This is a genomic window from Sutcliffiella horikoshii (assembly GCF_044809035.1).
GTDB lineage: Bacteria > Bacillota > Bacilli > Bacillales > Bacillaceae_I > Sutcliffiella_A > Sutcliffiella_A horikoshii_G.
This window is the reverse complement of record NZ_CP085237.1, coordinates 2,355,756-2,381,928: the sequence shown is the minus strand read 5'-3', so window position 1 is coordinate 2,381,928 and position 26,173 is coordinate 2,355,756. Positions and strand designations below refer to the sequence as shown.

Annotated in this window: 26 protein-coding genes; 24 read left to right on the top strand and 2 right to left on the bottom strand. The window is 38.6% G+C overall.

Annotated elements, in window-relative coordinates; all coding sequences use genetic code 11:
* The first annotated feature begins 470 nt into the window (after positions 1-470).
* The 14 genes from LG307_RS12335 (at position 471) to LG307_RS12270 (ending at position 12,464) form a co-directional block, all read left to right on the top strand.
* Positions 471-1,100 (top strand): HD domain-containing protein, encoded by a 630-nt coding sequence (locus LG307_RS12335; protein ID WP_404442256.1) that lies wholly within the window; start codon positions 471-473, stop codon positions 1,098-1,100.
* A gap of 3 nt (positions 1,101-1,103) precedes the next feature.
* Positions 1,104-3,011 (top strand): ABC-F family ATP-binding cassette domain-containing protein, encoded by a 1,908-nt coding sequence (locus LG307_RS12330; protein WP_404442253.1) that lies wholly within the window; start codon positions 1,104-1,106, stop codon positions 3,009-3,011.
* A 21-nt stretch (positions 3,012-3,032) separates the two neighbouring features.
* The gene (locus LG307_RS12325; protein WP_404442250.1) at positions 3,033-4,154 is read left to right on the top strand and encodes a conserved virulence factor C family protein; all 1,122 of its coding nucleotides are present in this window, start codon (positions 3,033-3,035) and stop codon (positions 4,152-4,154) included.
* A gap of 243 nt (positions 4,155-4,397) precedes the next feature.
* Positions 4,398-4,832: a BrxA/BrxB family bacilliredoxin gene (locus tag LG307_RS12320; RefSeq protein WP_404442247.1), complete on the top strand. Its 435-nt coding sequence runs from the start codon at positions 4,398-4,400 to the stop codon at positions 4,830-4,832.
* Between the two features lie 61 nt (positions 4,833-4,893).
* Entirely contained in the window at positions 4,894-5,667 is a 774-nt protein-coding gene (locus LG307_RS12315; protein ID WP_404442244.1) for a class I SAM-dependent methyltransferase, read from the top strand.
* 395 nt (positions 5,668-6,062) lie between these two features.
* Positions 6,063-6,650 carry a YpjP family protein gene (locus LG307_RS12310; protein ID WP_404450444.1) on the top strand — a complete coding sequence of 196 codons (588 nt, stop codon included), beginning with the start codon at positions 6,063-6,065 and terminating at the stop codon, positions 6,648-6,650.
* An 18-nt stretch (positions 6,651-6,668) separates the two neighbouring features.
* Complete coding sequence (locus LG307_RS12305; protein ID WP_404442241.1) at positions 6,669-7,199, top strand: phosphatidylglycerophosphatase A; 531 nt, start codon at positions 6,669-6,671, stop codon at positions 7,197-7,199.
* Positions 7,200-7,428: 229 nt separating this feature from the next.
* Complete coding sequence (locus LG307_RS12300) at positions 7,429-8,178, top strand: toxin (protein WP_404442238.1); 750 nt, start codon at positions 7,429-7,431, stop codon at positions 8,176-8,178.
* A 106-nt stretch (positions 8,179-8,284) separates the two neighbouring features.
* Complete coding sequence (locus LG307_RS12295) at positions 8,285-9,079, top strand: thymidylate synthase (protein WP_404442235.1); 795 nt, start codon at positions 8,285-8,287, stop codon at positions 9,077-9,079.
* On the top strand, positions 9,076-9,570 hold the full coding sequence (locus LG307_RS12290; RefSeq protein ID WP_404442232.1) for a dihydrofolate reductase: 495 nt from the start codon (positions 9,076-9,078) through the stop codon (positions 9,568-9,570). The genes LG307_RS12295 and LG307_RS12290 overlap by 4 nt, the downstream gene beginning before the upstream one ends.
* Before the next feature lie 25 nt (positions 9,571-9,595).
* Entirely contained in the window at positions 9,596-10,306 is a 711-nt protein-coding gene (locus tag LG307_RS12285) for a lysophospholipid acyltransferase family protein (RefSeq protein WP_404442230.1), read from the top strand.
* A gap of 86 nt (positions 10,307-10,392) precedes the next feature.
* Positions 10,393-11,058, top strand: coding sequence for an SOS response-associated peptidase (locus tag LG307_RS12280; RefSeq protein ID WP_404442227.1), 666 nt, complete (start codon positions 10,393-10,395; stop codon positions 11,056-11,058).
* Positions 11,059-11,149: 91 nt separating this feature from the next.
* Positions 11,150-11,401, top strand: coding sequence for a DUF2535 family protein (locus LG307_RS12275; protein WP_404442224.1), 252 nt, complete (start codon positions 11,150-11,152; stop codon positions 11,399-11,401).
* Between the two features lie 220 nt (positions 11,402-11,621).
* Positions 11,622-12,464: a DegV family protein gene (locus tag LG307_RS12270; protein WP_404442222.1), complete on the top strand. Its 843-nt coding sequence runs from the start codon at positions 11,622-11,624 to the stop codon at positions 12,462-12,464.
* Positions 12,465-12,526: 62 nt separating this feature from the next.
* Here LG307_RS12270 and LG307_RS12265 read toward each other — a convergent pair whose 3' ends face one another.
* Positions 12,527-13,042 (bottom strand): PCYCGC motif-containing (lipo)protein, encoded by a 516-nt coding sequence (locus LG307_RS12265; RefSeq protein ID WP_404442219.1) that lies wholly within the window; start codon positions 13,040-13,042, stop codon positions 12,527-12,529.
* 124 nt (positions 13,043-13,166) lie between these two features.
* Positions 13,167-13,427, bottom strand: a complete 261-nt coding sequence (locus LG307_RS12260; protein ID WP_083800888.1) for a hypothetical protein — start codon at positions 13,425-13,427, stop codon at positions 13,167-13,169.
* 129 nt (positions 13,428-13,556) lie between these two features.
* Here LG307_RS12260 and LG307_RS12255 point away from each other — a divergent pair, with 129 nt between their 5' ends.
* The 10 genes from LG307_RS12255 (at position 13,557) to LG307_RS12210 (ending at position 26,168) form a co-directional block, all read left to right on the top strand.
* Entirely contained in the window at positions 13,557-14,540 is a 984-nt protein-coding gene (locus LG307_RS12255; protein ID WP_404442217.1) for a nucleoside hydrolase, read from the top strand.
* A 103-nt stretch (positions 14,541-14,643) separates the two neighbouring features.
* Complete coding sequence (locus LG307_RS12250) at positions 14,644-16,116, top strand: spore germination protein (RefSeq protein ID WP_404442215.1); 1,473 nt, start codon at positions 14,644-14,646, stop codon at positions 16,114-16,116.
* 9 nt (positions 16,117-16,125) lie between these two features.
* Positions 16,126-17,232 carry a GerAB/ArcD/ProY family transporter gene (locus LG307_RS12245; RefSeq protein ID WP_404442212.1) on the top strand — a complete coding sequence of 369 codons (1,107 nt, stop codon included), beginning with the start codon at positions 16,126-16,128 and terminating at the stop codon, positions 17,230-17,232.
* The gene (locus tag LG307_RS12240; RefSeq protein ID WP_404442209.1) at positions 17,229-18,356 is read left to right on the top strand and encodes a Ger(x)C family spore germination protein; all 1,128 of its coding nucleotides are present in this window, start codon (positions 17,229-17,231) and stop codon (positions 18,354-18,356) included. Before LG307_RS12245 ends, LG307_RS12240 begins: the two co-directional genes overlap by 4 nt.
* A 119-nt stretch (positions 18,357-18,475) precedes the next feature.
* Entirely contained in the window at positions 18,476-20,917 is a 2,442-nt protein-coding gene (locus LG307_RS12235) for a hypothetical protein (RefSeq protein WP_404442208.1), read from the top strand.
* Positions 20,914-21,846 (top strand): ATP-binding cassette domain-containing protein, encoded by a 933-nt coding sequence (locus LG307_RS12230; RefSeq protein WP_404442205.1) that lies wholly within the window; start codon positions 20,914-20,916, stop codon positions 21,844-21,846. The genes LG307_RS12235 and LG307_RS12230 overlap by 4 nt, the downstream gene beginning before the upstream one ends.
* Positions 21,846-22,691: an ABC transporter permease gene (locus tag LG307_RS12225; protein ID WP_404442203.1), complete on the top strand. Its 846-nt coding sequence runs from the start codon at positions 21,846-21,848 to the stop codon at positions 22,689-22,691. Before LG307_RS12230 ends, LG307_RS12225 begins: the two co-directional genes overlap by 1 nt.
* Positions 22,692-22,698: 7 nt before the next feature.
* Positions 22,699-24,291: a hypothetical protein gene (locus tag LG307_RS12220; protein ID WP_404442201.1), complete on the top strand. Its 1,593-nt coding sequence runs from the start codon at positions 22,699-22,701 to the stop codon at positions 24,289-24,291.
* Positions 24,292-25,299, top strand: coding sequence for an AAA family ATPase (locus LG307_RS12215; RefSeq protein ID WP_404442199.1), 1,008 nt, complete (start codon positions 24,292-24,294; stop codon positions 25,297-25,299). It abuts the gene before it with no gap.
* Between the two features lie 5 nt (positions 25,300-25,304).
* Complete coding sequence (locus LG307_RS12210) at positions 25,305-26,168, top strand: DUF58 domain-containing protein (RefSeq protein WP_404442196.1); 864 nt, start codon at positions 25,305-25,307, stop codon at positions 26,166-26,168.
* Positions 26,169-26,173: the final 5 nt, after the last annotated feature.

Here is a 26,173-nt window from a genome sequence, read left to right as displayed (position 1 = left end):
TGCAACGTCCAGCAATCCAGGGCATTGCCGTTAGCTTTTTTGATAGATATGCAAGTTTGTAATTCAGTTGATTTACGTTCCAGGTGAGACCCCGGAACGTAGTAGGGAGGCTCACGAAGCGCCTGGCCCTTCTTCCCGCGTGCGTCTATGCGCCCTCCACTCCAATCAACAAAGTGACTTCATTCCCCGAAAGATTTAGAAAAAAGAGATTTAAACGGGTTAATTGAAGAAGCATTAACATTTAGCTCCCGTAGGCTCTAGCTGTGCCCCTAGGAAAGCGAAGCCATTCGCGGAAAGGAACAGCGGCATTTATCAAAGTTAATAAAATTTAATTGCAGACTCAGCCCATTTTATGAAAGTAATCCCCCATATGTTACACTAAAGAAATGACATCCATTGCGAAATGGTATAGATATTGACTTTGTCATGTTAAAATGAAAAAGAATGACAAGTAAAAGGAGTTACTCTCAGTGATACATAAAGTAGAAGAATATGTAGAATCCATATTCAACAATGACAGCACAGGGCATGACTGGTTCCATATCCAAAGAGTCAGAAGACTTGCCTTACATATTGGAAAAGAAGAAAAAGCAAATCTTTTAATGGTGGAAATTATCGCGCTATTACATGACGTATTGGATGACAAAATAACTGCAAATAAAGATAGAGCAAAAGATGAAATCGCTGAACTGTTGTCTGAACTGCCATTAACCAAATTACATATAGATGAAATTCTTTATACAATAGAAAATATTGGATTTAAAGGAGGAAATGGTATAGTTCTGGACTCCCTTGAAGGGAAAGTTGTTCAAGATGCCGATAGACTTGATGCATTAGGTGCCATCGGGACTGCAAGGACATTTATGTTCTCTGGAGCAAAAGGACAAGCAATGTATGATCCGCAAATAGAGACCAGAACAACCATGACCTATGAGCAATACCGTGGGGAAAAGTCCACAGCCATCAATCACTTCTTTGAAAAGTTATTTCTATTAAAAGATACACTTCAAACGGAAGAAGCAAGGAAAATTGCGTTGGAACGTCATGAATTCATGAAGAAATTTGTAGATCAATTTATGAAAGAATGGAATGAGATATAACAAATGAAAATGTTGATCGGGGAAGATTTATCAAAAACATATGTGGAAAAAGTACTGCTAGGAAATGCTTCGTTCAGTATACAGGAAAAGGAAAGAGTCGGTCTTATTGGTGTGAATGGTACAGGAAAGTCTACCTTGTTAAAAATCATCGCTGGACTTGAAACGCCTGACGCTGGAACTATCACGACTTCTAATGACTATACAATTGGGTTTTTATCACAACAACCTGATTTGAATGAGTCTTGTTCAGTAATGGAACAAATCTTCAGCAAAGACTCAAATACAAACAATGTCATAAGACAGTATGAAAAGTGCCTATTGCAAATCCAAGCTGACCCACTGAATGAAAGTCTTCAAAATCAACTTGCTAAGCTGCAATCACAAATGGATCAGCTTCAAGCATGGGATGCCAGCTCAAATGCAAAGGCTATTCTCAATAAATTAGGAATAACGGATAGTAACCAACAAATCTCTAACCTTTCAGGGGGGCAAAAAAAACGCGTAGCCCTTTCTCAGACTTTGGTGGAAGCAGCCGATCTCCTTATTTTGGATGAGCCTACCAACCATCTGGATTTTGAGGCTATCGAATGGTTGGAAGATTACCTGAGTAAATACCAAGGAGCGGTTTTACTGGTAACGCATGATCGCTATTTCCTTGATAAGGTAACAAATAAAATATTTGAGTTAGATAGTGGGTCCATTTATACTTATTCGGGAAATTACGGGGATTACCTGGAAGCAAAAGCAATCAGGCAGGAAGAAGAGCTTAAAGTTGAAGCTAAACAAAAGAGCCTATATCGTCAAGAGTTGGAATGGATGAGAAAAGGAGCAAAAGCCAGAACGACAAAACAAAAAGCAAGAATTAAGCGATTTGAGGACCTGGATGAGAAAGTATCTTCCACTTCTTCTACAGGTGAATTAGAACTACTTACAGGATCTGCAAGGCTCGGGAAAAAAGTTATGGAAATAGAAGACGTTTCTCTTCATTTTGGAAGCAAGGTTATCCTAAAGGATGTTAACTTATTGATCAAGCAAAAAGACAGAGTGGGGATTGTCGGACCAAATGGGGTTGGAAAATCAACTCTTTTGAATATCTTTGCACAAAAAATCTCCCCTGACCAAGGTAAAGTGGATGTCGGGTTAACGGTAAAGCTTGGTTACTATACCCAAGAGCAGCAGGAAATGAATTTAGATCAAAGAATGATAGAATATGTTAAAGAGGAAGCGGAAGTCATCAAAGGCGAAGACGGACAGCACATAAGTGCATCACAATTACTAGAGCGGTTTCTTTTTGTTCCGCACTCCCATGGCACCCCGATTCGGAAGCTTTCAGGGGGAGAAAGAAAAAGGTTATACCTACTGAGAATACTAATGTCCCAGCCAAATGTATTGCTGCTTGATGAACCGACAAATGACTTAGATACGGAAACATTGACCATTTTGGAGGGATATTTAGAAGAATTCCCTGGTGTAGTTATCACCGTTTCCCATGATCGATACTTTTTAGATAAAGTCGTTGATGAACTGTTTATCCTTGAAGGTGATGGGAACGTTAAAAGGATTTTCGGAGAATACTCAGACTATGTTCAAGAACAACAACTAAAGCGTAAAGAACAAAAACAGCTAGAACAGGCTAAAAAAGAAACACAAACTGTAACACGACAAAAACAAAAAACCTTGAAATTGTCATACCAAGAACAGAAAGACTGGGAAACGATAGAGGATAGAATTATGGAGCATGAGGAAAAGCTTGAAACGATTGAGACAGAGATTGCAAAAGCCGGAAGTGACTATGAAAAGGTAAGCAAATGGCTTTCAGAGCAAGAACAAACTAACCAATTGTTAGAAGAGACAATGAACAGATGGGAAGAACTATCTGAAAAAGTTGAAAAAATAAAAGAACAATCATAAGTAAAGAAGGGGTGTTTTTTCTTGAAGATACAATCAATTGAACCAACTCCTAGTCCTAATACAATGAAAGTAATCCTTAGTGAAGAGTTGCCGGCAGGTTCTAGGAACAACTATACAAAAGACAATAGCAACCAAGCACCTGGAATTATTCAGGACATACTAGAAATAGAAGGTGTAAAAGGGGTCTACCACGTTGCGGACTTTCTAGCCGTAGAAAGAAATGCCCGTTTTGACTGGAAAGGAATTCTTTCAGAGGTAAGGGCCGCTTTTGGAGAAACAGAAGAAAATGAAGACACAAAAGATCAAAGATCATTAGAAGGTTTTGGCGAAGTGAAAGTCTTTGTTCAAATGTTCCAGGGAATTCCGATGCAAGTGAAACTAACAGATGGGGACGAGGAGAAACGCGTTGGATTGCCCGATAGATTCATGAAAGCAATACTTGCTGCACAAGAAAAACAAGATAATGTCGTGCTTGAGCGTGAATGGAAAGAGCATGGAGTCCGTTATGGTGACCTTGAGGCTGTTGGGACAGAGATAGTAGAAGAGCTTTCTGCAACGTTTACAGATGAGCGCTTGGAAAAAATGTTAAAACAAGAAGAAAATAAAGACAAATCGAATACAATAAAATCAAAAGAGCGTTATAAAGTGACATTGGAAATGCTAGATGATCCTGACTGGTCCAAACGGTTTGCTGCGCTTGATCAGATGGATCCAAAACCAGAAGACATCCCCGTACTTGCTAAGGCATTGGATGACGAAAAGGGATCTATACGCCGATTAGCAACAGTTTACTTTGGAATGCTGGAGGACTCAGACATTTTACCTTATTTGTCAAAAGCGCTAAAAGACAAGTCTGTGACGGTGAGGAGAACTGCGGGAGACTGCATGTCTGACCTTGGAGATAAATCAGCTATGAAAGCCATGATAGAAGCATTAAAAGACAAAAATAAATTAGTCCGCTGGAGAGCTGCCATGTTCTTATATGAAGTTGGTGACGAAACTGCGCTTCCTGCTCTTCACGAAGCTGAAAACGACCCTGAATTCGAAGTGAGTATGCAAGTGAAAATGGCCATCCAACGGATAGAAGGCGGAGAAGAAGCAAAAGGCTCCGTCTGGAAACAAATGACGGAAAGAAACAACTAAGTGCTCTAGGTTCCTTAGCCTTTGATTGGAGCAAAAGGCGAAGACTCCTCGAAAATGCTACGCATTTTCTTCTTGCGATGAATCGCTGCCGCAGCCTTCCTTGTCCTAAGGGAGATAGTGCTAGGTGGAGACCCCGCAGGCGTAGCCGAGGAGGTTCCAGCAGCGCCCCTAGGAAAGCGAAGCCATTTGCGGAAATCAACTGCGGTATACAGGGAAACATAGAAATAAAAGGAGGAAATAAACATGTCAATGGCATATGAAGAATATATGAAACAAATAGTAAAACCCATGAGAGATGAACTAACAAGAGCAGGCTTCGAAGAACTTACCACAAGCGAAGAAGTAGAAAAATATTTCAATAACGCTGAAGGAACTACACTAGTAATAGTCAACTCTGTCTGCGGATGTGCGGCAGGATTGGCACGCCCAGCAGCAACTCAATCCATTATCCAAGCGGACAAAACACCAGATCAGCTAGTAACGGTTTTCGCTGGACAGGATAAAGAAGCTACCTCTAAGATGAGAGAAATATTTGGAGATATTCCACCATCCTCACCTTCTATGGCACTGTTAAAAGGGAAGGAAGTAGTACATTTCATCCACCGTCATGATATCGAAGGAAATACTATGGAAAATATCATGACCAATCTTCAAGGAGCTTTTCATCAATATTGTTAAATTGGTAGGATGTGTGTAAATACTGCACACATCCTTTTACTAGGTATATAAGGAGAAACTTATGATTGTAACTACTGCGGGGAGAACCAACGAAGAAATGGTTCAAAGTGCAAAAAATATCGCGCAAGACCTTGGTTGTATGTACATACAAAGAAGTAAAAAATCAATCCATACCTTACTCAGTGAATTTGATCAAGATGTCTTAGTAGTGGGGAAAAATCGTTATGAATGGTATCGGGAGAATGAAAAAGAACCCATATTCTTTCATCCTAATACTGCTGGCTTTCGAGTTAAGAGATGGCTTCAAGGAGAGAGAGAACCGTTTTTAGAAGCAACAGAGTTAAATGAAGGAATGAGTTGTCTTGATTGCACACTTGGTCTCGCCTCAGATAGCATTATGGCAAGTCTGGCAACAGGTGAAAATGGAAAAGTGTGGGGCATTGAGGGAAATGAGGTCCTTGCCTATCTGGTAAAAAATGGACTTTCTGTTTGGGAATCCGACAACGATTCGCTAGTAGGGGCGATGAGGCGCATTGAAGTCATTCACGGAAAACATCAAGAAATCTTATCAAACCTGCCAGATAACAGCTTTGATGTTGTGTACTTTGATCCAATGTTTGATGTTGAAATTAAAGAATCAGACGGTATAGCACCACTAAGAAACATCGCAGTTAAAGACGGTTTCAATGAACAAACCCTGCAAGAAGCAATAAGGGTTGCCAAAAGCAGAGTAGTATTAAAAGATCACTGGCAAAGCGATAAGTTTACCAAATTCGAATTTACCGTACTAAAAAGAAAAACCGCTAAATTCCACTATGGGTACATAAAGTGTTAGCTCCTATAAAAAACTCGTGTTGAGGTATCCTCAACACGAGTTTTTTTTCCATATAATCAGTCAGTAAAACATAAGTAAATTAATGCACCTAATGTAACAAAGCTTGATACCATAATCGCAATATCTGCCATGAGTTTAACCTCCAATATGTACTATTCCTTAATATTAACAAAAAAACACAAATAAATGAATAATAATTAAATCATTTTTCTTTATTTCACTAGATTAGTGCGTATTCTGTAACAAAAGTAAATCAAAAGTTAGTTTAAGAAAGCGAAGGTAAGAAAAGTTAATAGAAAATTGATAATATTTTCTTACTTTTGTGATATACTAGTTTTACATAATAATAGAGAAATTAATAGAATGGGGATAAACAGATGGAAAGGAAGACTGTCATGCCGAAATGGCTAAAGAAATCGTTAGTGGTCCTAATTACAGCGCTTACGTTCGGTACAGTATCGCCACCTGCCTATTTGACGATAGATGATCAAAAGGATGATTCATCGTTCGGCGATGTAACAAGCAAAGATTATAATAACCATTCAAATGAAATTATAGCACCCTTTGAAGGATTGTCTAAAGATTCATTCCTGTCATTAGCTACCGCACAGGCTGAACTTCAAAGTTTTGCAAAATTCGGCTCAAGAATTGGTCCTAAAATTCAAGATGAATTTAAGGATGTTATTCTCCCTAAAATGGAACAAGTTATACAAAATCTTGCGGAGGAACATCCCGAAGAGGATCTGAGTAATTTAACGATATCTGAAAACCCGACAGGCGGAGATAGTGAAAAGATCTTTCATATATATCATGCTGCCACAGGAAAAGATCTTATTCGGTTTCACGTAAGAAAAGATCATCCGCCACTCGACGGATATTACTTCAACTTCCATTACCATACTTACCATGATGAATTTAACGGTCATCATGCTTTAGGTTCAATCTACTGGGCAAAAAACACACCACCCAAGTGGTTAAGCTAGAGAGAAAGAGGGGGGCTTATGAGAAAATACACGTTACGTGAGATGAGAGAGACAACTAAAAAGATGTTGGAAGACAGAGGTGTCTCCATCCAGGATATTGCTGAAATTGTACTCCTTCTTCAAAAAAAGTATATTACAAATGTCACGTTGGAAGATTGCATACATAACGTGGAGAAGGTATTGGAGAAAAGGGAAATTGTCCATGCAGTGTTAACGGGAGTGTCCCTAGATATTTTAGCTGAAAAAAAGCTACTTCCTGATCCGCTTCAATATTTGGTAGAGACAGATGAACCGTTGTATGGGATAGATGAGATTATCCCATTATCCATCGTAAACGTGTATGGTTCGATTGGCCTGACGAACTTTGGCTTTCTTGACAAAGAGAAATTTGGAATCATTAAGAAGTTGGACGAACACGAAGGGGAAGAAGTTCACACTTTTATGGATGATATTGTTTGTGCCCTTGCAGCCGCTGCGGCGAGTCGGATAGCCCATAGATCCAGAGACATAGAAGAAGCTGAACTAAGCGAAGAGGAAGTAATTGTATAAAATATAAGCAAAATAAAAGAGTGATTCTATTGCAGAATCACTCTTTTCTATATAGGAAAACAGTTTACAATAGCTAAAGCATTGGAAAAAATTAATCATCTATATTAGGAAGAGATGACAAAAATGTCATTCCAATTAAATGCTAAGATGATATAATACTAATATAATAGAATTGAATTTTCTAACAACTAACCCAACATGATCTGACAACAAGAGAAGGTGAGGAAAGATGAAGCGACGTTTATTTGCAATAGTGTTATTGATTACTTTTACCATTATACCTATCTATTGGAAAGCATATGCCAGTTTGAACGCTGTGCCACTCCAACATTATAAATCCTCGGTTTTAGATTCCCACCTGAAGGATACCCCTAACCGGGAAGCTTTAAATCAGCTAATATACCTTCCTCCCGGGAATTTCTCAGAGGAAGAAGCGGCGATGATGATTGGTCATGTTTCTAATGTACCAAATCAGATTCTAAATGTCTTGGTCCAGCAAAATGTCCATTTGTATTTGTTTAATGGAAAACTTACTGATGTAGAAGGGTTTGAACATTTACATGGCGTAAAGCCAAGAGGATATAGCGCAAAGGGTTCTAACTGGGAAGATGTCCCCGGTATCGGCGGCTCCAAGTTAGTATTGGCAAAGATTGGCCACAGTAAAAAAGGATTGGGTCATGGTTCTATTAATTTGGAACTGCATGAATTGGCTCATTCCATTGATCGCTATGTTTTAGGGAATATCCGTTATAATCAAACATTCCTAAAAGCTTGGAAAAGCGAGGTTTCTGCTTTATTTCCTAACAGAAATTATTTTCATACGTTTCCAGAAGAATACTTCGCAGAAACATTCGCCATGTACTACTTAAATGATATCTCCAGACTTGAATTAGCAAAACATGCACCACATACATTCTTATTTTATCAAAACATGGAAAAGCTCCCTATCACCAGAAATCTAATAAGCAACACCTATTAGAAAAGCATTCGATTGAATGTTTTTCTTTTTCTTTTAATAGTAAAATTGTATGGCTTTTATGATAGAATGTACTAAGATTAAAGACAGTACAAGAGGTGAAGAGAGAATGAAACAGTATTTGGATTTATGCAAACATATTTTACATAACGGAACCCAAAAAGAAGACCGAACAGGAACTGGAACGATTAGTACCTTCGGCTATCAAATGAGGTTTGATCTTCAAGAAGGTTTTCCACTGGTAACCACAAAAAAACTACATGTAAAATCAATTATTCACGAACTTCTTTGGTTTTTAAACGGTGATACAAACATAAAATATTTACAAGAAAATGGCGTAAGAATATGGAATGAATGGGCTGACGAAAATGGGGACCTCGGTCCGGTATATGGCTTTCAATGGAGGTCATGGCCAACTCCCGATGGTAAAAGTATTGATCAAATTGCCAACCTTATTGAGCAAATTAAACATAACCCGGATTCAAGAAGACTGATAGTCTCAGCATGGAACGTGGCGAATGTCGATTCCATGGCACTGCCGCCTTGTCACACCATGTTCCAATTTTATGTGGCCGATGGAAAATTATCCTGTCAACTTTACCAAAGGTCGGCTGATGTTTTCCTTGGTGTTCCTTTTAACATCGCCTCTTATGCTTTACTCACCATGATGGTCGCGCAGGTTTGTGATTTAGAGCCCGGTGAGTTCATTCATACACTTGGGGATGCACATATTTATTCGAATCATCTAGATCAAGTCAATTTACAATTAGGAAGAGAACCTAAAAAATTGCCGAAAATGAAATTGAACAAAGAAGTTACGTCTATCTTTGATTTTAAATATGAAGATTTTATACTGGAAGACTACGAAGCACACCCGCATATTAAAGGAGTCGTCAGTGTATGATTTCCATTATTGTCGCTGTAGATAAAAATAACTTAATCGGTAAAAATAACGACCTTCCTTGGAGAATTCCTGCCGATTTAGCTTACTTTAAGGAAATCACTCTTGGCAATACCATTGTGATGGGAAGGAAGACATATGAGTCCATAGGAAAACCACTGCCGAAGAGAAGAAACATCATCTTATCAAGAAATGATTTTCAAGCCGAGGGGTGTGAAACCCTTCATTCTCTAGATGAAGTGAAAACCTTGAATGAAGATGGAAAAGAACTATTCATTATAGGTGGGGCTCATATCTTCAGAGAAGCAATCCCTATCGCAGACTTATTGTATGTAACATTTATAAATGAAGAATTTGAAGGAGATACGTATTTTCCTGAAGTAAACGATCAAGATTGGGAATTAATCTCGAATGAAAAAGGGATAAAGGATGCAAAAAATCCTTATGATTATTATTTTCGAAAGTATAAAAAAGTAGCTTTATCAGACAAATAGAAGTGGTTTTTAGGGAGAGAAGAAAATGTTACGCTCGATAGTGTGGTTTGTTTATTTTTTCGTCTATTTAATTTATAGTCTGCCGACAATAAAAAAAGTGGAGAAAATAGACACTCCAATGACAGTTGAAGAAAAAGATACGTTAATGCATCAAAAGCCCAAACACTGGGCAAAGACATTAGTGAAACTTACAGGCTCCCATATTGAGGTGGTTGGCCAGGAGAAAATTCCTAGCGGTCCTGTACTTTTTGTAAGTAATCATCAAGGGAATTTCGATGTTCCGATTTTAATCGGATTTTTAGAAAAGCCTCTTGGTTTCATTTCTAAAGTTGAAGTGAAAAAGATTCCTCTTATACCAAGATGGATGGAAGCCATGAATTGTGTGTTTATTGATCGGAAGGATAGAAGAAAAGCGGTCCAGTCTATAAGGGATGGCATTGCAACTTTGAAAAAGGGACACTCCCTAGTCATTTTTCCTGAAGGAACGAGAAGCAAGGGGGACGAAATGGGAGAATTCAAAAAGGGCGGCTTACGCTTAGCAACGGATAGCAAAGTACCCGTTGTTCCAATCACGATTTCAGGTTCTTATAAAATAATGGAAGAAAAGAAATTCGGTTTCCAACCGGCTCAAGTTAAAGTAACGGTACACGACCCAATCTTTCTGCCACAAGACGAAAAAGTCGATGGAAACCAACTAGGCATAGAAATTCAAGAAAAAATCAAACAGGGACTATGATTAACTGAAGCCACTACAAAAGTAGTGGCTTTTCCTGTAGAATGAAAACACAAATAAAACACCAATAAAAAGGAAGTGTTCCAATAATGTGTGGCAGATTTTCCTTAACGACAGAACTACATAAGTTAGAAGAACGCTTTTTTCTAGAAAATGCAAACAACCTCGAATATCAAATCAGCTTTAATATCGCTCCAGGTCAGCCCATATTGGCCATAGTAGCAGGAGAAAATAAAAACAGGGCAGGCTATATCCATTGGGGCTTGGTGCCGAGTTTTGCGAAAGACAAAAAGATCGGGTACAAAATGATTAATGCCCGTGCAGAAACAATACATGAAAAAGTTAGTTTTCGGAAGCTGTTGGAAAGAAAAAGATGTATAATTCCTGCAGATGGGTTCTATGAATGGAAAAAGCAAAGAAATGAAAAGAAGCCTATAAGGTTTACAAAAACCAATGAACAGCCTTTCGCTTTTGCAGGGTTATGGGACCGCTGGGTTACAAAGGATGAAGAGATGGTGAGCTGTACGTTAATAACGACAAGACCAAATAAACTTGTCGAAGGGGTTCACGATAGAATGCCGGTAATACTGAAAGAAGAACATGAAAAAATTTGGCTTTCTAGACAAGCGCTCACAAGTTCCCAGATAACTGCTATGCTACAACCATTCAAGGCTGACTATATGAAAGCTTATGAAGTTTCCACCATCGTTAACTCTCCAAAAAACAATGGTCCTCAATGTATCATGTCTATATAAAATTGTTTTATTTTGTCTAATGAAAGTTTACACTTATTTCAATATTTAGGGTATAATAATAATAAACGGGTGAAAAAAGAGGATTGATATTTTGCTATGGAAAAGCCTAGAGTTCACGGTTAATGAGGGACAGAAGGTAAAAGTCATTGAAATTCCAGTATTGGAGGACGATAGCACATATCATTTTATGGTTCGGGTCAGACTGGAGACATATCTTAAAATGATCCTTAATGAGAAGGAACCAAAGCAAATCTATTCTTTCAAGGATTATTTGCGAACAGTATTGAAATGGCCGGATTATTGTAAAGTTGTGAAAACAGATATTTTAAAAAATAATGCTTAAACTTACGTGAATGTGATAATATTAATACAGGGCCAACCCTGTATTTTTTTTGTTCCAAATAGAATAAACATCATTGTCACAGCGGGTTATTTCAACGCTCATTTTGTGTCAGGTTCATGACAAACTACATATAAAAAAGGGAACATAACCTGTTTTGGTTTGAACAAACCAGGTAGGAAGGTATAATAGAAAAAAGGATATAATTGGGGAAGTGAATTTAATGACAAATGTAAAGATAGTGACAGATTCAACTGTAGATATTGATCAGTCCATCATTGAAGAATTAAACATAGAAATAGTTCCGTTGTCTATAACGATTGACGGAGAGTCATACATAGATCGATTTGGTATTAAACCCGATGAATTCATGGATAAGATGAAACATTCCACAGAATTGCCAAAAAGCTCGCAACCTTCAGTGGGTACATTTGTAGATGTTTACAATAGGTTAGGGGAAGATGGCAGTAAAATCTTATCTCTCCATATGACCGGAGGCATGAGCGGAACTGTAGGGTCTGCTGAAAGCGCCGCTAGTATCAGCGACAGCGATGTGACGGTGGTTGATTCAAGATTCATTTCTTTTGCTTTATCTTTCCAGGTAGTAGCTGCGGCAAAAATGGCCAAGCAGGGAAAAGACTTGCAAGAAATTATTAATAAGCTAAATGATATTCGTAGCAATACAGATTTGTTCATTATGGTTGATACGTTAGATAATTTAGTTAAAGGTGGGCGTATTGGAAGAGGAAAAGCGCTTATAGGTTCATTATTGAATATTAAACCAATCGCCTCGCTTGCAGATGGGGTCTATACGCCAGTAACCAAGGTGAGAAGCCATTCACAGGTGATTAAGTTCTTTACCAAACAGTTCAAGGAAGATATTGCAGGTAAGGTGGTAAAAGGGGTAGGAATTGCACATGCCGGATCATTGAAACAGGCACAAGCTTTAAAAGATGCCCTTTACGAGGCTTCTGGATTTGAAGATATCCAAATAGCTTATACTACCCCTGTAATTTCCACACACACAGGCCCTGGTGCACTTGCACTGATGTATTATGCTGAATAGGCCAAAATGAATAGGTCAAAAAAGGGTTCCGGAAATGCCACCATTTCTGGAACCCTTTTATATTACCCATCCTTAGGTTCTGGAGTTGGAGTGGGTGTTGAATAACCTTCTTTATACGCTTGGTCAATCATATATCTGATTTCTTCCACGCTTTTACCCTTGCTGTATTCCATAACAGAAGTGGCAGCGATTTCTAAACACACTCCGCACCTTGTACCATGGTCATCCCAGACAAGCGATCCATCTTCATTATTTTCATAAACAAAGCAATTATAACTGCTTTTATGGCCAGCTGAAGTGCCACAACCGCAATAACATGGAATATATTCAAGTACTTCTTTATGCTGTGCTGCAGCGGAATAGATAAGTTGCATATCCTCAGGCTTGTCCTTCAAAAAAGAAGGCAACTCTTCCACAGAAGCAGTTTCTTCCCTAAGATCTCCTTGGAAAAAGGAGGGTTTCTCATTATGGTGGTGTTGTTCTTCACTATGTGTTGCATTGCTGTTTTGCGTTTCCGTATTGGAACAACCTACTGTAAAAACAACCATACAAGAAACAGTAAATGCCAATTTTTTCATAAAATACACCTCGTTCACATAAACTGTACTAATCTACTATACCATAGCAGAGTACAGAAAATTTTAACACTATTGTGAACGAGGCTAAACGGACGTATTGGGGACATCCGTTAGTATCAATTTTTTACCAGAATAATAGACCGCCTAAAACGACACCTGTTACGAATGCAAGAGGCACTGCTACAGGATTATATCCATATCCTCCGTAATATCCGCCCCATAAGCCCATGCCATATCCACCGAATCTATTTCTTCCTGTTGGTTGAATGTAAACGTGGCTTGGAGATACTCTTACGATTCTTCCGTGATGGGATGAACCGTCACGACACCTCACCGTGACATTTTGTCCTTGGTATCGACGACATTGATTATAAAATTGAGACATGTTTCCTTCCTCCTATCCTATTTAATCCTTATTAAACTATTCGTCTGCAGTCCCTTGTGCCTGTATGTTTGTCTTGGTTTGTCTTAATCTAAAGCAAAATATTTGGACTTCCTAACCTAGGGGTGGGATATGATGAAAAAAAAGGTGCTATTGTTTGCTGATTTTGGAATCGATGATATCATGGCAATTATTTATGCTTATTTTGAAAAAAATGTAGAGATTGTCGGTGTAGTTGCAGAATACGGTAATGTAAATAAAAAAACGGCGATTAGAAATGCGAAGTATATACAAAGAAATACTGGAAGATATGATGTTCCACTAATCGGAGGAGCCGAAAGGTCTATGATTGGTGATCCTCCGATCTATTATCCTGAAGTACACGGTCCAGAAGGCTTTGGAGGGTTTGTGATACCTGAGGATTTCCAAGAAGATGATAATGTTTTCGAAAACTTTCACCAGATTTATGACATCATTGAAAAATATGATGGCGAGTTGACCATTGTTTGCGTCGGAAGACTGACTTCCCTTGCTACATCATTTATTCTTTATCCTGAAACAGTAGCCAAGGTAAGTGAGATTTATGTGATGGGGGGAACATTCAACTTTCCCGGGAATGTTACTCCTGTAGCGGAGGCAAATATATATGGTGACCCGTATGCAGCCAATATTGTCATTAATTACGCCAAAGAATTGACCATATTTCCTCTAAATGTCACGCAGCGAGCTATTTTGACTGCGGATATGGTTAATGAAATCGATAAAATAAATCAGGAAAAGAACAACCAACTTGGGACCATTATTAAACCGATGATGGATTACTATTGGCAATTCTATAAATCACAGATTCCAACCATTCCTGGAGCTCCTTTACATGATGTGGTCACTTTATGGGGAATTTTTAATGAAAATGAAATTGAATATGAATTAAAACCGGTGCGTGTTGTCACATCTCCTGGTTCAGCATTTGGGCAGACAATTGGTGATTTTCGTGATTTCGTCCAACTGGCTGAATATCCGGTACATCGAATAGCAATGGACTTTAATTATGACTCATTTATTCAACGCGTTACAGAAGTTTTGACAGTGGAACTAAATAATCAGAGATATCGCTAAACCGGCCCTGTGAAAATGGCCGGTTTTTCTGTTCCTAGAAAGAGTAAAATATCACAGGTTGGTAAGCCTACACATATATGGAGAAAATGGAAGGGTGGTCCATGTGGAGAAAAAGAATCTAACTACATACGATATATGCAGTCTACAGGAACACGTTAAAAAGACCTTTCATCATAGTCCAGATCTGTATTTTTATGAAATGAAGAGAAATGATTCCTCTATTCTATTCATTTATCTGAAAAACCTGGTTGATTTTAATGAAATAAACCAAACAATCCTGCCAACGATAATAAATCTAACTAGTGATCGTTCCGTTAATCTGGCTGAATTACTATATCAATTGCCAACTACCCGTGCGACACTGACTGGTGACATGGAGGATGTAATCAATAAATTGTTGGATGGGTATGTATTTTTATTTACATCCGAGGCGGAGCAAGGGTTATTGATTAACGTTACGAAAAAAGTGGAACGTAGCCTAGAAAAAGCGGAAACGGAATCGCTTGTCTTTGGTCCAAAGATTTCGTTTACTGAATCATTAAGTACAAATATTAGTATTATCAGGCAAAATATTATTTCAGAAGATCTATGTACGGAAAAAATGGTTGTCGGGAAAAAGAATGAAACAGAGATCAGGATTGTTTACTTAAAAGGGATGGCAGATGAAGATATCGTCCAATCCATCAGAGAAAAAATCAACTCTCTGCAAGTAAACGACATACTCGATACATCTGTGTTGGCACAGCTAATAGAAGATAACAGTTACTCTATCTTTCCGCAATTTGTTCAAACTGAATTGCCTGATAGGGTTACTTACAGTGTGGAGCGCGGAATGGTCGCTGTCTTTGTGGACAGAAGTCCTATGGTTTTGCTTGGTCCTGCATCCCTTTTCAATTTTTTTGAATCAACAGAAGATGTGTATATGCGTTGGAATATGGGAAGCTTTATACGATTTTTACGTTACATTACCATGTTCCTCTCTGTAATCCTGACTCCAGCCTATGTTGCCATCATTACGTATCATTATGAAATGATTCCTTCTACATTATTGGTTTCATTAGGTGAGTCAAGGTCGAAAGTTCCTTTCACTCCCATTTTTGAAGCTTTGTTGTTGGAAGTCATGATTGAGTTGCTAAGAGAAGCAGGAGCAAGGCTTCCAACTAAAGTGGGACAAACCATGGGTATAGTCGGAGGTATTGTATTAGGACAAGCAGCAGTGGAAGCTGGGTTTACGAGTAATATTCTCATTATTGTTGTAGCCTTAAGTGCTCTTGGTTCCTTTACTGCACCTAGTTATCTCATGGGAACTGCTGTACGAGTCACAAGGTTTCCTATTTTAATTCTAGCGGGGATATGGGGAGGAATTGGAATCAGTCTGGGATTATGTTTCTTACTGATTCACTTAATTCGTTTGACAAGCGTAGGTGTTCCTTACCTTAAGCCAGTGTATCCATTTGATAAAAATCATGCTTTAAATACTATCTTTAGGATGCCGGTTCATCTAATAAGGACCAATCCCAATAAAAAGGGTTTCTTTTCTTTTCATCAATATACATCTCAGGACATAGATGAATAAGGTGGCAAAATGAGTACTACAAATGTAAAAAAGTCGTTTTTGTTTTCAGCATATTTGGTGTTCTTTATCATACACACGAACCAAACTGGTGTAGGAATAGCAGGAGTACAACGCATTATTTTTATGGAAGCCGGTCAGGATGCGTGGATATCGATCATCATAAGCTATATTGGAATGGCAATTGTTGTGTTTTCTATGTGTTATATTCTTAAAACCTTTAAATCCAAAGATTTATTTCAAATTCATAAATTGGTGTTTGGAAAATGGATAGGAAATACGTTGAATTTGGTGTTTGTCTTCTATCTTTTAGCAGGTCTAATGTCCATTCTTTTAAATTACACGGAGATTGTACAAGCATGGGTATTTCCTGATTTAGAGACTTGGGCGATTGTGTTAATACTGCTTCTGATTTCCATTTATGGAGTATACGGTGGCATTAAAACGATAGTGGGTGTCAGTTTTTTAGGATTCTTCTTAACTATTTGGTTGGTTTTAATGTTAATAGTACCTCTTAGGTATATGGATTGGACTAATTTTTTGCCGTTTTTAGAAGCTTCTCCTAAAGAACTGCTAAAAGGTGCATATAAAACTTCCTTTACGGTATTGGGGTTAGAATTGTTGTTTTTTGTGTACCCATATATTCGTGATAAACAAAGAGTCCATAAATACGCGCAATTTGGGGTGTTCTTTACATTTGCACTAATCTTTGCCGTTACTTTCGTTGCAGTTGGTTATTATAGCGGAGAGCAACTAGAAAAAACGATATGGGCGACCTTATCGATGTTCAAAATAGTACAATTTCCAAATTTGGAGAGGTTCGAATTTTTAGCGGTTTCACTTTGGCTTGTCATTATTCTTCCTAATACTCTCTTTATGCTGTGGGCTGCCTCTAAAGGGTTAAAAAGGGTATTCAACCACAAGCAAAAGACGTTTGTCATTATATGCAGTACAGTCGTTTTTATATGTTCCTGCTTTTTTCAAAAGCGTACACACATAAATGAGTTTGTTGATTTTGTGGGATGGTTTGGTTTTTTTACAGTCTTTGTCTATTCCATCTTCCTTTCTTTTATTGTTTTCATAAGAGAAAAAATAAAAGGGGTGAAACAGCCTAGATGAAAAAGATAATATGGATTATTCTATTTTTAATTCTTAGTGGTGGTTGTGTGACGCAAAAACCACTGGAGGAACTGGGTCTAGTTACAGCAATTGGCTATGATAATGAAGATGGCATGCTTAAAGGATCGATCATCTATTATGAATTCGATCCTCTGCATCCAAATAACACTAAAATGGTTACTTCCTTAGCGCATACTAGTAAGGGGATAAGGCAAAAGGAAAACCTAGCCTCGAGCAGGAGACTTGTTTCAGGGCAATTGAGGGTGGCTATTTACGGAGAAGAATTGGCAAAAGGTGGAATTATTTCTATTATCGATACCTTATCGAGAGACGCAGAAGTGGGAACCATGTCTTATCTAGCAGTAAGTAAACCACAAGCGTATGACCTTCTTCAACTATCCCAACAATCCGAAGATGTAACCAATGCAGGGACTTTTTTGTACGACTTGATCACTCAGAACGTAGAAGCGGATTCGGTAATTTCACCTACCCTGCATGAATTTATGCAGTTTTATTATAGTGAAGGACGTGATCCTGTGCTACCATTGTTGAATTTCAAGGATGAGACCATTGTTATAGAAGGGATATCCCTGTTTCAAGATGATAAAGTCGTCGGAGAATTAAACACCAAGGATTCCTTTTATTTAAAATTGCTGCTGGATCCTTTTGAAGCAGGCAATACGGAGCTCGTCCTCCCTAAAGAGAAATTAAATGAATATATTCTCACTAACAACAATAAACAAGAGGATTATGTATACGCTTCCCTAGATCACCTTAGAAGTGATACAAAAATAGTGTTGAAGGATATACAAGAACCTTCTTTTACCATAAAAATTAATGTAAAGACAAGGATGCAGGAGATATCGGAAAACTATGATCTGGGTAATCCAGATGCTATTAAAAAAATAGAAGAGGAAATAGGGGGATATATGGAAGGAAGATTAATGGAGGTATTAGGAAAAAGCAAGGAAATGGGTGCGGACCCAGTTGGATTCGGCAACTATTTCCGCGCAAAAGTAGGCTATGATTCATTTAGCAAAAAAGAATGGAGAGAGCTCTATCAACAATCAGAGTTTAAGGTTGATATTAATGTGGATATTTTACGTACCGGCGTGATGGATTGATTGAAGGGGAAAAATCCCTTCTTTTTTTATTAACTTGAAACTTTTTCCTATAAAGGTACGTCTAAGATATAGTTATTTGAAAATAGAAAGAGAGATTGTCACATTTAGGGGGAAAAAGAGTGAAAGTATGGTTGTTTGTGAAAAAGTGTTTGCTATTAATGGTAATCGGTTTATTTTTTTACCCGTCCCTTACAAGCGCAGAAGCAAATTTAGAAGTGAAAGTGGAATTTGGGGTAGACAATAAAGTTCAAATGGGGAAGGGGCATCCCATCAGAATAGAAGTAGTTAACAAAGGAGATGCCGTAAAAGGAGATATAGTCATATTTTCTAGCCCTACATATAATATGGCCGGAAGTTATGTCATCCCGGTCGAGTTAGAAGCAGGAGGCTCCAAAACGTTGGAACTTGCCGTAAAAGGTACCTCCGATCATATGTCTTATAACTACTCTGGGACAAAGAATGACTTTGTCAGTTTTTATGAAGGTGGAGTAGAAAAAGGAAAAGAAGTAAAGGTAAAAGGAAATGCAAATGCTCAGCCTAGATATATCGGAGATAACAGAGTCGTTCTGGGAGTACTTAGCAATAACCATGATGCTGTTAATTTCTTGAAACTAGTAAAGTATCAAAATGAAAGTATGGAATTGCTAAACATCGGTGGCGATAACATCCCCACTGAATCATATGGTCTGGAAATGTTTGATATTCTTTTAGTTCACGATTTTCCATTGGCCACACTTACATCTCAGCAGCAAAAAGCCATTAAAGACTGGGTTAATAACGGCGGATCTTTGATGTTTGATACAAAAGTAGGGCTGAGTCAAGATTTAGGAGAATTGCAGGAGTTTCAGCTGCTAGACCCGACTAATGAAACATCCCTTTTAAAGTTGAATAAAGAAAGTAGTTTTCCAGACCTTCCTGTTTTCACTGGAAATCTATTATATGAAGAGACAACCGTTTTGACAAAGGATGGAGATACGCCCATCGCACTAATGATGAATGCCGGGACGGGGACAGTTACCCAAATCGCTAGTAACTTGTCTTCCCCTCTTTTTGGAGAATGGAGTGAAATAAACACCTGGTGGGGCAGTGTACTTCAAAAGGTTACATCAAAGACACCTAACTCCTATAAAATGCCTGTCATGGAAGAACTGACACACCAATTAAGTCCCATTGGCGAAGCGTTTCCTGGTTCTATCGTTTCGGTACCACTTTTAATCGGTGCCTTTCTACTATATTTAATTTTAGTCATTCCGGTTTTGTATATTATTTTGAAGAGAACAGACAAACGTGAACAAGCGTGGTGGATCATTCCAGCTGTAGCAATCTTTACCAGTGTTGCAGTTTTCAGCATAGGGGCTAAGGACAGAATATCTGGCACACAAGTGAATGAAGCAAGTATACTTATCTTGGACAATGTAACAGAAACTGCCAGTGGATATGGGGTAGCGAGCATCCTCACTAACAGCGGCGGCGATTATAAAATGGAGACTGGGGAAAATACCAACCTTTTCCCAATGACATACGGTTATAATGAGAATTTTGAATGGATGAAGAACTATGCGTACGTCAGTTCCCTATCTAAAGGAACAGAAATCACGTTCAATGATGTGGAGTATTGGTCAACACGTACAAGTATTGGTAACGTAAATTCCTTGCCAATAGGGAAAATAGATCATGCCCTCTCTATGAAAGATGGAAAAGTACTGGGGACAATATCCAATCAGATGCAATATGAGTTAAAAGACGCGTTTCTTTTATCAGGACGCGACGCTAAAACACTTGGAGATATTAAAGCAGGAGAATCAGTGAACCTGGAATATGAGGTGGCTGGAGGCAACATCGCTAATGCATTGACTGCGCCAAGCAGTGCTTCTGCAACTAAAGCTTTTCCAAATTTCCAAAGTTATTACAATCAAGGACCAGGCGCTAATCAAATAGAAAAAGATGAACTTGAAGACTATAAAAAGTTCCAAATTCTAGATTTGCTTGTAAATAGAAAAGATATTTTTTCTTTAGCCTCTCAACCTATTCTGGTTGGTTATGTAACCGAAGGGGTGATGGGAACGAAAGTGGATGGGAAATCGGGAAAATCTAATGCCACTCACCTAGTTGTATTGCCAGTAACCATCACGAATTCAGGTGGAGGAAGCTTTAGTTTCAAAGAAGAACACATGTCTCCTAATCTTGCAGTGACAGAAGGTGAAATGGGCATGATTCACCATAATGGACTGGAATTTAATGAAACATATGTGTATTTAGGTGGCGGGACTTATGACTTTACCTACAATCTTCCGGATATGGTCGATGTTGCGAAAGATGAAATGAAGGAAGTAAAAATAAAACTTCGTACAAGAGACGGTAGTGTCGAGTACTTTATAGTAAATCAAAAGTCCAAAGAAGCGGAACTGCTTGAAAATAAAGGATCCGTCACTTTGGAAGGAAATCTCACTGATTATTTTAATGAACAGGGAAGCATAACCGTTCGAGTAACGATCCCAACTAATTATGACAGAGATATACAAGTGCCAGGTGTAGAGGTAGAGGGAGCGATAAAAGAATGATAGAGACCATTAATTTAACAAAAAAATATGGGAAATTCACTGCATTGGACTCATTAAACTTAAAGGTTGAAAAAGGGACGGTTTTCGGATTTGTAGGTCATAATGGAGCGGGGAAATCCACCACTTTTTCCATCCTATCTACCCTTCTTGCTCCTACATCTGGGACTGCTTTTGTAAACGGATATGATGTGACGAAAAATCCAAAAATGGTTCGGAAGTATATTGGATATATGCCTGATTTTTTCGGAGTCTATGATCAGTTTAAGACAGATGAGTATTTAGACTTTTATGGTGCAAGTTATGGCATTCCTTTAGAAGAAAGACAGAAGCTGATCCCCCAACTGCTCGAGCTAGTGAATCTGACGGATAAAAAAGATGCTTATGTAGATGTATTGTCAAGGGGTATGAAACAACGTCTTTGTCTTGCAAGAGCATTAATACATGACCCGGAAGTATTAATTTTAGATGAACCGGCTTCAGGGTTAGATCCTAGGGCAAGAATTGAAATGAGGGAAATATTGAGGGAATTAAAAAGCATGGGCAAAACCATCATGATTTCTTCTCATATCTTGCCAGAACTTGCAGAGATGTGTGATGAAATTGGCGTTATCAATGGTGGTAAGTTAGTTGCTACCGGAAGAGTGGAAGAAATCCACCGACAATTGCAAGCCAATAAAGTGTTGAAGGTGCTCATTCTGAAAGATATTGATAAAGCCATCAGATTTTTTGAGGATATTCCTAGTGTTTCCAACATTCAATTAAGTGAACAACGCTCAAATCTCCTTTCCTTCTCGTTTGAAGGGACTGACGAAGAACAAGTGGATTTACTTAAGAAAGCATTAGATTCCGGTGTGATGATTCTGAGTTTAAGTCAAGAAGAATCCAACCTGGAAGATATCTTCTTAGAAATTACAAAGGGGGTGGAATAATGAAAGCTCAACTAATCAACCCCATGTTAAATAAAGAGTTCAAGTTACGCTTCAGGAGTTTCAAAAGCTTCCTTGGAATATTATTCTACCTGGGTGTGCTAGGTTTAATCGCCTTATTTTATATTTACATGGAAACAAGATTCAACACGATGGGTATGTTCCGAGCAGAAAATAGTAAAAACATGTTCATGATCTTAGCATTTGTGCAGCTAGCTTTAATTTTCTTTATGACTCCTGGATTAACAGCGGGAATCATTAGCAGTGAGAGGGAAAAACAGACATTGAACATTCTGTTGACGACACAGCAATCTTCCACAAGTATCATTATCAGCAAGCTAGTGTCATCTTTATCATTTTTATTGTTAATCGTAATCTCAAGCTTGCCGTTATACAGCATCGTATTTTTGTTTGGGGGAATTTCACCAAAGCTATTGTTATTGACTTTCGGTGTTTACTTACTTTCTATGGCAACTTTAGGAAGCATCGGTGTTTTCTTCTCCACATTAATACGCAAAACGATTGTTGCAATGGTTTGTACGTATGGAGTAGCCTTTTTCCTTGCTGCAGGGACCGCGATCATTACGGTGTTCTCCATTAGCTTTACCCAATACGGAGCAACTGGGCCACAAACAAACCCGATCCCTTACTTTATCGCAATGTTTAATCCCTTCGGTGTGATGCTTGCACTATTTGAGCCTTCTGCTGCGATGCAATTAAAGGATGTGACCGGGATAGATACACACCTTGGCGTAGGATTGATCATTTCATATATCACGATTTCCATTGTCTTGATTTTGCTTAGTATTAAAAAGTTACGCCCGAACATGAAACCACGTAAAGGGTAGATGAAAAATGAAGGAAAACGATCAAATAATAAGGTTCCTCTTTTCCATTAGAAGAAAGCTTAGAATTCAAAGGCTTTCTAAACAGACGCAATATGCAATTTTAGCATTTTGCGTCAGTTTTTTAAGTGTACTTATTGTTGCCAGAATTGTCGTGACACCGTATCTAATGGAAAAAGCTCTTTGGATAGGATGTATTGTTTGTTTAGCAGTATTCCTCCTCTACTGGAGAAATAGGCCATCGACATGGGATGCAGCAAGATATTCAGATGAATTTCTAGAAGAGGATAGATTAACCACGTCTCTGGATTATGTGAAAGATACCTCCTTGGTCGCACAACTACAACGCAAAGAGACTTATGAACATCTGAAGAAAAAGGAACATGACATAAAAGGGGCAAAATTAAAGCATATCCAACCTAAAATACTATTCATGTCTTTGTTGACCGCTTGCGCCATTATACTTTTAATTTTGTACCCAAATAACAAAATGCAGGAGGCCCAAGCGGTAGAGAAAGAAAGAGAAATTATAGAAGAAACACTTAAAAAGGTAAAAAAAGATGCGGAAGAACTGAAAGATAAAGAAGGCTTAAAGGAAGATCTAGAGGAGCTAAAAGATCTTACAAATGAAAAAGATGCAGATGAACTCTTGAAAGAACTAATGAAGAAAGAAAATAACTTAGCTGAAAAGATGAAAGAGCTCCAAGAAAAGGAAGCCAGCTTAAAAGAACTTGCGAAAGAACAACCTGATAACTCATTGGCGAATCTTGCTTTAAATCAAAAAAATGAAGAACTTGAAAAGCTTCTAAATGAGATGAAGAAAAATATCAGCTCCTTATCAGATGAAGAAAAAAAAGAACTGTCTGAACTATCCAAGAGCCTCCTTGATAAGGAAGAATTGGACATAGATGAAAGGACAGAAGAAGAATTAGAAGCATTAATGGAACAACTTGAGGAGCTGTTACAAGATATATCGTCCCTTTCTGATATGGAGGCATTACAGAATGCTCTTCAATCAGCAGCCACAAATCAACATGGTAAAATGACGCAGGCTGGGTTGAATCCTTCTAAGCTATCGTTATCTAATTCTAATAACTCATCTTCAAATCAAACAGCTCAAGGCCAAGGTCAAGGCCAAGGTCAAGGTCAAGGCCAAGGTCAAGGTCAAGGTCAGGGTCAAGGCCAAGGTCAAGGCCAAGGTCAAGGTCAGGGTCAAGGCCAAGGTCAGGGACAAGGTCAAGGACAAGGCCAGGGACAAGGTGCAGGAGCAGGGGGAGGCAGCCAAGGTCAAGGACAAGGTCCAGGAGGTGGCGGTCTAGGAGCAGGTGTCGGTGTAGGTGAGCAAACCTTTACAGTGCCTTCCAACATTCAAAGTGATGTTCAAAATGAAACAGATGGCGGTCCGACTGGGGAAGGACAATCAGAATACGAAGATGCCCCTGATTCTCCGACCCTGAGAGGGGAAGCAAGACCGTATGGAGAAGTATTCTCTTCCTATGAAAAATCCTACAGGGAATCACTGGATAGAATGCAATTGCCATCAAGATTAGAAAATGTCGTCAAACAATACTTTAGTGAAGTGGATCCGAAGGGAGCAGATTAAGTGATCAGTTTGGAAGAGAAAGAAAAGGAATTGAAATATTATCAAGATACATTGCAAGAAGTGAAACAGGAAATCGGAAAGGTGATCGTTGGACAGGAGGAAGTGATTGAACAACTGATCTGGGCGATGGTGTCAGACGGTCATGCCTTGCTCGAAGGGATGCCAGGTGTAGGGAAAACCATGCTTATCCGGACAATATCTGAAGTTTTGAATTTTGATTTTTCAAGAATCCAGTTTACTCCTGACTTGATGCCTTCTGACATTACCGGTACAAAAATGATTGAAATACATGAAAACGGAAAACAGTCCTTCGTGTTTCATGAAGGTCCAATCTTTTCTAATATTGTTTTGGCGGATGAAATAAACCGTGCAACGCCTAAAACACAGAGTTCTCTTTTAGAAGCGATGGCTGAAAAGACAGTAACCATCATGGGAGAAACGAGAAAGGTTTCCTCTCCATTCTTTGTGCTCGCAACACAGAACCCTATTGATATGGAAGGAACTTATCCGCTGCCGGAAGCACAGATGGACCGTTTCCTATTGAAAATTAACATGGGCTATCCTAAGAAGGAAGAGTTATATGAGATTATTAAAAGGACAACAGGAACAGAATCCTATCACGTTCAAAAACTTTTAAATACCGAGAAAATGCAACAAATTCAAATGGCAGTAAAAGAAATACTAGTTTCACAGGAACTGTTAGACTACACGGTACAACTCATCATGGCAACTCATCCAGAAGAAGAGCATGCCAGTGAGCTTGTGAAAAAATATGTACGATACGGTGTAGGGCCTCGTGGAGTTCAAAGCTTAATAAAAGTAGCAAAAGCAAGGGCGTTTTGCTCAGGACGTTTTCATGTTTCAAAAGGCGACATTAAGCATGCCGCCATCCCTGTCTTGCGTCACCGTTTGTTCTTAAATTTTGAAGGGGAAGCTTCTGGGATTAAAGAAGATCATATTCTTGAGGATGCCATTCAGTACACTGATAAAGTATTGAATGTAAGGTAGCAGTGATGTTGAATTCTATGATAACAAAGCAATTACAGGCCCATACACTTCAAGCAGGCAAGCTCAAAAGAAGCTGGCATAAAGGAACAAGGAAGTCGACAAGGTTCGGAGCGTCACATGATTTCTCCGATTATCGCATGTATGAGCAGGGAGACGACCTTAGGCAAGTGGACTGGAATATCTTTGCACGTACGCAAAAACACTATATTAAAAGATATCTGGATGAGCAAGAGCTATCTGCTACCATTTACCTTGATTGTACAAATTCCATGGCTAGTTCTCCCGCCAAATGGAAGCTAGCCAAAACACTCACAGCCTCATTTGCCTATATTGGGCTCAGTCAGGATGATCGTATATCTATCATGGATGTCCATGGGGAGCAGGCGCCTTATTTATATCGCAAAGGAAAAGGTCATCTCCATCAGATGCTTCAATATGTAGAGGAGATAAAAGCTAAGGAGTCATCCCTGCTATTTTCTGAGGCGGCTTTAAACCATGTTCAAAGGAAAAGCAGTGTATCTATTGTCATCAGTGACTTATTGGAACCGCTTGACTCGGTCATCCACACATTGAAAATAATTCAAGCAAATCGACAGCAAATTTATTTGTTGCAAGTTTTGGAAGAGGATGAGGTAAGCCCAAGTTTTGATGGGGACTTTATGCTGATTGACAGTGAAACCAATCAGGAAGTTAATGTGACAGTTTCTGATTTTACTAGAAAGAATTATAAAGAAAAAATGCAAAAAAGAATGGAGATGCTCGAGGGTTTTTGTTTTGAAAGGGGTATCTCCTACCTTATGTGCCACACAGGAGAGAAAGTGGAAGATATTTTATTTAAAAGGATGACCTCTAAAGGTTGGATTAGGTGATGGGG

What these genes read in the sequence shown, in the direction of transcription:
- LG307_RS12330 (WP_404442253.1), top strand. Translation starts at nt 1,104, where the DNA reads ATGAAAATGTTGATCGGGGAAGATTTATCAAAAACATATGTGGAAAAA.
- LG307_RS12320 (WP_404442247.1), top strand. Translation starts at nt 4,398, where the DNA reads ATGTCAATGGCATATGAAGAATATATGAAACAAATAGTAAAACCCATG.
- LG307_RS12315 (WP_404442244.1), top strand. Translation starts at nt 4,894, where the DNA reads ATGATTGTAACTACTGCGGGGAGAACCAACGAAGAAATGGTTCAAAGT.
- LG307_RS12310 (WP_404450444.1), top strand. Translation starts at nt 6,063, where the DNA reads ATGCCGAAATGGCTAAAGAAATCGTTAGTGGTCCTAATTACAGCGCTT.
- LG307_RS12305 (WP_404442241.1), top strand. Translation starts at nt 6,669, where the DNA reads ATGAGAAAATACACGTTACGTGAGATGAGAGAGACAACTAAAAAGATG.
- LG307_RS12300 (WP_404442238.1), top strand. Translation starts at nt 7,429, where the DNA reads ATGAAGCGACGTTTATTTGCAATAGTGTTATTGATTACTTTTACCATT.
- LG307_RS12295 (WP_404442235.1), top strand. Translation starts at nt 8,285, where the DNA reads ATGAAACAGTATTTGGATTTATGCAAACATATTTTACATAACGGAACC.
- LG307_RS12290 (WP_404442232.1), top strand. Translation starts at nt 9,076, where the DNA reads ATGATTTCCATTATTGTCGCTGTAGATAAAAATAACTTAATCGGTAAA.
- LG307_RS12285 (WP_404442230.1), top strand. Translation starts at nt 9,596, where the DNA reads ATGTTACGCTCGATAGTGTGGTTTGTTTATTTTTTCGTCTATTTAATT.
- LG307_RS12280 (WP_404442227.1), top strand. Translation starts at nt 10,393, where the DNA reads ATGTGTGGCAGATTTTCCTTAACGACAGAACTACATAAGTTAGAAGAA.
- LG307_RS12270 (WP_404442222.1), top strand. Translation starts at nt 11,622, where the DNA reads ATGACAAATGTAAAGATAGTGACAGATTCAACTGTAGATATTGATCAG.
- LG307_RS12265 (WP_404442219.1), bottom strand. Translation starts at nt 13,042, where the DNA reads ATGAAAAAATTGGCATTTACTGTTTCTTGTATGGTTGTTTTTACAGTA.
- LG307_RS12260 (WP_083800888.1), bottom strand. Translation starts at nt 13,427, where the DNA reads ATGTCTCAATTTTATAATCAATGTCGTCGATACCAAGGACAAAATGTC.
- LG307_RS12255 (WP_404442217.1), top strand. Translation starts at nt 13,557, where the DNA reads ATGATGAAAAAAAAGGTGCTATTGTTTGCTGATTTTGGAATCGATGAT.
- LG307_RS12245 (WP_404442212.1), top strand. Translation starts at nt 16,126, where the DNA reads ATGAGTACTACAAATGTAAAAAAGTCGTTTTTGTTTTCAGCATATTTG.
- LG307_RS12240 (WP_404442209.1), top strand. Translation starts at nt 17,229, where the DNA reads ATGAAAAAGATAATATGGATTATTCTATTTTTAATTCTTAGTGGTGGT.
- LG307_RS12230 (WP_404442205.1), top strand. Translation starts at nt 20,914, where the DNA reads ATGATAGAGACCATTAATTTAACAAAAAAATATGGGAAATTCACTGCA.
- LG307_RS12225 (WP_404442203.1), top strand. Translation starts at nt 21,846, where the DNA reads ATGAAAGCTCAACTAATCAACCCCATGTTAAATAAAGAGTTCAAGTTA.
- LG307_RS12220 (WP_404442201.1), top strand. Translation starts at nt 22,699, where the DNA reads ATGAAGGAAAACGATCAAATAATAAGGTTCCTCTTTTCCATTAGAAGA.
- LG307_RS12210 (WP_404442196.1), top strand. Translation starts at nt 25,305, where the DNA reads ATGTTGAATTCTATGATAACAAAGCAATTACAGGCCCATACACTTCAA.